Annotated in this window: 5 protein-coding genes; all 5 read left to right on the top strand. The window is 40.0% G+C overall.

The features are described from left to right. Positions 1-112, top strand: a 112-nt coding sequence (locus HMPREF9425_RS10195) for an HAD hydrolase-like protein (protein ID WP_345908462.1), incomplete at its 5' end; no start/stop codon positions are given. After that, positions 113-2,065, top strand: coding sequence for a DNA topoisomerase (ATP-hydrolyzing) subunit B (gyrB, locus tag HMPREF9425_RS02495; RefSeq protein WP_003093952.1), 1,953 nt, complete (start codon positions 113-115; stop codon positions 2,063-2,065). Positions 2,066-2,161: 96 nt separating this feature from the next. Continuing rightward, complete coding sequence (ezrA, locus tag HMPREF9425_RS02500) at positions 2,162-3,886, top strand: septation ring formation regulator EzrA (protein ID WP_003094835.1); 1,725 nt, start codon at positions 2,162-2,164, stop codon at positions 3,884-3,886. A 110-nt stretch (positions 3,887-3,996) separates the two neighbouring features. Continuing rightward, positions 3,997-4,647: a phosphoserine phosphatase SerB gene (serB, locus tag HMPREF9425_RS02505; protein WP_003096499.1), complete on the top strand. Its 651-nt coding sequence runs from the start codon at positions 3,997-3,999 to the stop codon at positions 4,645-4,647. A gap of 250 nt (positions 4,648-4,897) precedes the next feature. Next, entirely contained in the window at positions 4,898-6,100 is a 1,203-nt protein-coding gene (locus HMPREF9425_RS02510; protein ID WP_003096501.1) for an IS110 family RNA-guided transposase, read from the top strand. The last annotated feature ends 183 nt before the right edge of the window (positions 6,101-6,283 follow it).

The following is a 6,283-nucleotide window of genomic DNA, read 5'->3' on the forward strand; positions in this document are numbered from 1 at the left end:
ACATGGCTTGGTCATTGGTGACCGCCAGATAGACATAGAGGCTGGAGGAGCAGCGGGTTTGGATACCTTGTTTGTTGATGGCCATAAATCATTATTGGAGATTGTGACATAGATGACTGATGAATTAAAAAATCTTGAAGAAAAAGCGCAAGAATATGATGCCAGCCAGATTCAGGTCTTAGAGGGACTTGAAGCGGTACGTATGCGCCCAGGAATGTATATTGGATCCACCTCAAAAGAAGGCTTGCATCACTTGGTATGGGAGATTGTCGATAACTCAATCGATGAGGCCTTAGCAGGATTCGCCACGCATATCAAAGTTTTTATTGAACCGGATAATTCTATCACGGTTGTTGACGATGGTCGTGGTATCCCAGTCGATATCCAAGAAAAAACAGGCCGTCCTGCGGTAGAAACTGTCTTTACAGTACTTCACGCTGGTGGTAAATTCGGCGGAGGCGGTTATAAGGTCTCTGGTGGTTTGCACGGGGTTGGTTCTTCGGTCGTTAATGCCCTCTCAACTCAGCTTGATGTTAAGGTTTATAAAAACGGTCATATTCATTTCCAAGAGTATAAACGTGGGGTAGTGGTAGCAGATTTGGCAGTAATTGGTGAAACAGAGAAACATGGTACGACTGTTCACTTTACGCCAGACCCAGAGATTTTCCAAGAGACAACGGAGTTTGACTTTGGAAAGTTAGCTAAACGTATCCAAGAATTAGCTTTTCTGAACAAGGGGCTCCGTATCTCTATCACTGATAAGCGTGAAGGTCTTGAACAAGAGAAACATTATCACTATGAGGGTGGAATCACATCTTATGTGAAGTACATCAATGAAAACAAAGACGTTATCTTTGACGAGCCTATCTACACAGATGGTGAGATGGATGGCATTTCAGTCGAAGTTGCTATGCAGTATACGACCGGCTACCATGAAACGGTGATGAGTTTTGCCAATAATATCCACACTCATGAAGGTGGTACTCATGAACAAGGTTTCCGTACGGCTCTTACTCGTGTTATCAATGATTATGCACGTCAGAATAAGATTCTCAAAGAAAAAGATGATAATTTGACAGGGGATGATGTTCGTGAAGGTTTGACTGCTATCATCTCTGTTAAACATCCAAACCCACAGTTTGAAGGGCAAACCAAGACCAAGCTTGGAAACTCTGAAGTGGTTAAGATTACCAATCGTCTCTTCAGTGAAGCTTTGAGTCGCTTCCTCTTGGAAAATCCTGCTATTGCTAAAAAGATTGTTGAAAAAGGAATTCTGGCTTCTAAGGCCCGTATCGCCGCTAAGCGTGCTCGTGAAGTGACACGTAAGAAGTCAGGTCTTGAAATTTCAAACCTTCCAGGGAAGTTGGCAGACTGTTCATCGAATAATGCTGAAATGAATGAACTTTTCATTGTCGAAGGGGACTCAGCCGGTGGATCTGCTAAATCAGGTCGTAACCGTGAATTCCAAGCTATTCTGCCAATTCGAGGTAAGATTTTGAACGTTGAAAAGGCTAGCATGGATAAGATTCTAGCCAACGAAGAGATTCGTTCTCTCTTCACAGCTATGGGAACTGGTTTTGGATCAGAATTTGATGTCAGCAAGGCTCGTTACCACAAGTTGGTAATCATGACTGATGCCGATGTCGATGGGGCCCACATCCGTACTTTGCTTCTGACTTTGATTTACCGCTTTATGCGTCCAGTCTTGGAAGCAGGCTATGTCTACATTGCTCAACCACCAATTTATGGGGTTAAGGTTGGTTCTGAGATTAAAGAATACATCCAACCTGGTGCAAATCAAGAAGAAAAATTGCGTGTAGCTCTTGAAAATTACAGTGTGGGACGTTCAAAACCTACGGTTCAACGTTATAAAGGTCTAGGTGAAATGGATGACCACCAACTTTGGGAAACAACCATGGACCCTGAAAATCGTTTGATGGCACGTGTTTCTGTGGATGATGCTGCAGAGGCCGATAAGATTTTCGATATGTTGATGGGAGACAAGGTTGAACCTCGCCGCGAATTTATCGAAGAAAATGCCGTTTACAGTACTCTGGATATCTAATATTCTTTTAGAAAAAGGTGCAATGCTAGGATAACTATGATATAATCGTAATGTTATTCTACATTTATGAACATAATAGACGATTAAGGAGAAACTATGTCTAGCGGAATTGTTTTACTGATTGTAGTGGCAGTTATACTTGTAATTGTCGCTTACTTAGTCGGTATTCTTATTAGAAAACGAAATGATTCGCGGATTGCACAGCTTGAAGAACGCAAGCAAAAATTGTTTGACTTGCCAATTAATGAAGAAATTGAAGAAGTTAAAAAGCTTCATTTGATTGGACAAAGTCAAACAACTTTCCGTGAATGGAATCAGAAATGGATAGACATTTCGACAAATTCATTTGCAGATATTGAAAATCATATTTTCGAAGCTGAAAATATGAATGATACCTTCCATTTCTTTAAAGCTAGTGGTGAGATCAATAATATTGAGAGTCAGTTAGATCTTGTGGAAGAAGACATTAAGTCTATTCGTGAGGCGCTCTCAACCTTGAAAGAACAAGAAGAAAAGAATAGTGCTCGTGTTAAACATGCACTTGACTTGTACGAAGAGTTGCAAAATTCTATTGAAGAAAACTCTGATAATTTTGGCTCTACTATGGGTGAAATCAACAAACAGCTTAAAAACATTGAATCTGAGTTTGCTGAATTCGTGACTCTTAATTCATCAGGTGACCCTGTTGAGGCATCAAGCATTTTGGACCGTGCAGAGGAGCATACCATTGCTTTGGGTCAAATTTCAGAGAAGATTCCAGCCATTGTAGCTAAGTTGGAAGATGATTTTCCAGATCAGTTGGATGATTTGGAATCTGGCTACCGCAAGTTGATTGAGCAAAATTACCACTTCCCTGAGAAAAATATCGAACGTCGCTTCCAGGAAATTCGTGAAGCTATCCGTTCAAACTCAAGTGAGTTGGTTTCTCTTGACCTGGATCGCGCGGAAGAAGAAAACGCTGATATTCAAGAAAAAATTGACAACTTGTATAGCATTTTCGAACGCGAAATTGCATCATACAAGGCTGTTATACGTCAAAAGAAAATTTTGCCAGATTATCTCAAGCATGCTAAAGAAAACAACAAGAAACTTCAAGAAGAGCTTGAGCGTCTCATGTTGACTTACATTTTCGATGAAACTTATGCAGCAGATGTACGTAGCTTTGCTTCAGATATTTCGAGTGTTGAAACAGCAGTTCTTCCAACCCTTGAAAACTTTGATAATCAGGTGAAACCTTTCTCAGAACTTGAAAAGATCTTCGAAAAGAGTCTCAATACCTTGTCTGCTGTTGAAAATGGACAGGTTGAGGTTTTTGAAAATCTTCGAGCTATCGCGAAAAATGAAGCTAAGGCGCGCGACGAGCTTGATGTTTATGTTAATAAATTGCATGTTATCAAGCGTTACATGGAAAAACGTAATCTTCCAGGTATTCCTCAATCCTTCTTGAGTGTATTCTTCTCAACAAGTGCACAAATCGAGGCTCTCATGGATGAGCTCAGCCGTGGACGTATTAATATTGATGCAGTAATGCGTTTGACTGAAACGTCAAAAAATGCTATTGAACATTTGGAAGAGACTGCTTATTTGGTTGTTCAAAATGCAACCTTGACTGAACAACTCTTGCAGTACTCAAACCGTTACCGCTCTTTCGAACCTGCTGTTCAAAGTAGCTTTGAGCATGCACTTAAGTTGTTCGAAGTCGACCACGACTACGATGCATCTTTGGAAGAAATCTCTTACGCCTTGGAAACAGTAGAACCAGGTGTAACAGATCGTTTTGTATCGTCTTACGAAAAAACACGCGAACAAATTCGTATGTAGAATAGAGATTCTGGGCCTCGGTCCAGGATTTTTTTGAAGAAACTTATCTCTTTTTAGGTTAATGATAAGCCTAATAAAAGTTATATAGGTATTAAAGAATAGAGGTAATTATGTCAGAAGTAAAAGGCTTATTAGTTATGGATGTAGACTCAACTCTGGTCCAAGAAGAAGTAATTGATTTATTGGGGGAAGAGGCTGGTGTTGGTCGAGAGGTCGCTGAAATCACAGAGCGGGCCATGCGTGGAGAATTAGATTTCAGACAGGCTCTGAATGAGCGTGTGGCAACCCTTAAGGGATTACCTGACAGCATATTTGAGAAGGTCTATGCCCGCATTCATTTCAACAAGGGAGCCAAGGAACTTGTGGATGAACTCCACTCACGTGGCTTCAAGGTAGGTTTAGTTTCTGGTGGTTTCCATGAGACAGTTGATAGACTGGCAAAAGAGGCAGGTATTGATTATGTGAAGGCTAATCACCTTGAAGTGATCGATGGTCTCTTAACTGGTAAGATTTATGGTGAGATTGTTACCAAAGATGTCAAGGTAGCCAAACTTAAAGATTGGGCAGCAGAAAATGGTCTTAAACTCTCTCAAACCATTGCTATGGGTGATGGAGCCAATGATTTGCCTATGATTAAGACAGCCGGCATAGGCATTGCCTTTTGTGCCAAACCAATTGTCCGTGAACAAGCTCCTTATCAAATCACAGAACAAAATTTATATAAGGTGATTCAGATTTTGGATGAGGTTAAGACAAAGTAGATATAAAACATACTAAGATTAGTAGTGAAGAAATCTCCGACGGGAGAGAGTACTCACTACTTTTTCTTTGTGCTAAAGTAGAGGTGTCTTGTTAAGTCGTGGCTTCTTTTGGCGCTAGACGTCGTATATAAAACTGGCAAGACACCTGTTTTAGATGGAATTTTATCAAAGTATGTTGGACGCTAGACGTCGAGTGTTGAAAATGAAATCACTAAAATAAGGAATCATTCAAGACAAAGAGGTAAACATAATGCGGACAGTTTTTGGTATCGATGTGAGTAAAGCAAGCTCAGAAGTCGCTATTCTTGTGAATGGTGAAAGGGTTCATAGCTATACTATGCCTAATGACATTATCGGATTTTCTCATCTACTGAAGGATCTAAAGACCGTGAGCAACCCCGAAATTATTTTCGAAGCCACTGGTGTCTATTCTCGCCGACTCCAGGCTTTTCTGGAAGAAAACAGCTATGACTATACACGTCTTAATCCTTTGGAAGCTAAGAAGCAACTTGATAGCTTACGAGTTCGGAAAACTGATAAGATTGACGCAGAGAAACTAGCTTCGTCACAATTTGTTTTAAATCGTAAACCAACTTACGTTCAAGAAGAAGTCTATCAAAACTTGCATGATCTTAGCCGATTCTACCAAAATCTGACAGAGGATATCGTAAGGACAAAGAATAGGCTGCACAAAGTTCTTCAAGTCGCCTTCCCAGAAATCGAGAATCTACTATCTACTCCTACAGGTGAGCAATATTGGAATCTCGTGTCCATCTTCCCAACAAAGCATTGGGTGCTGGAATTATCAGAAGTTGAGTTGAAAGAGACTATCCGCAACTCAACCTCTAAACGCATTTCAGAGAACAGAGTAGGTAACTTGGCCGAGAAGTTAGTTGGACTGGCAAAGCAATCTTATTCTGCCATTTCAAAAACCTCTCCTATGATAGAAGAGGTTAAGTATAATGCACAGGAACTTATAAGGTTGACAAACCGTCGGGAACAAGTTTTACAACAGTTGATAGCGTTAGCTGAACCTCTACCTGAATATGAGATTCTTCTCTCTATTCCTGGTATCGCAGAAACAACGGCTACAAGCATTATTGGCGAATTAGGAGACATTCGTCGCTTTAAGTCTGCTAATCAAATCAACGCTTTTATCGGCATTGATCTCAAACACTATGAATCGGGAGATTTCCTAGGTCAAGAGCATATCACTAAGCGTGGGAATCCTTATGCAAGAAAAATTATGTATAAATGTATTCACAATATCGCTTCAGCTAGTCATACCAATCCTTGCCATATCGCAGATTTCTATGAGAAACGAAAAAGACAATCGCAGACAACTTCAACTAAGCCACATACGATTGCCTCTATACATCGCCTCATTAGGACAATGTACTATCTTATAATGCATAATAAACTTTACGATTATACTTTAGCCAAAAGTCATTAAAGTCGTCTATGCTTTATAATTCTAACACCTTATTTCAAAAAATACCAGATAAGGTGTCGTTTTTATATGCTCAAATGTCAGAAAAAATGGCTTGAACTATTCCTCAAAAAATTCCTTTTATGCACTTTCAGAAATAATGTTGAATCAGAAACCGTATTATACTTGACAAATGGTAGAAAAAGA

The sequence above is a fragment of the Streptococcus vestibularis ATCC 49124 genome (assembly GCF_000188295.1).
Lineage (GTDB): Bacteria > Bacillota > Bacilli > Lactobacillales > Streptococcaceae > Streptococcus > Streptococcus vestibularis.

Bases quoted from the DNA above. Each gene is read 5' to 3' on its own strand.
- HMPREF9425_RS02510 (WP_003096501.1), top strand. From the start codon at position 4,898: ATGCGGACAGTTTTTGGTATCGATGTGAGTAAAGCAAGCTCAGAAGTC.
- serB (WP_003096499.1), top strand. From the start codon at position 3,997: ATGTCAGAAGTAAAAGGCTTATTAGTTATGGATGTAGACTCAACTCTG.
- ezrA (WP_003094835.1), top strand. From the start codon at position 2,162: ATGTCTAGCGGAATTGTTTTACTGATTGTAGTGGCAGTTATACTTGTA.
- gyrB (WP_003093952.1), top strand. From the start codon at position 113: ATGACTGATGAATTAAAAAATCTTGAAGAAAAAGCGCAAGAATATGAT.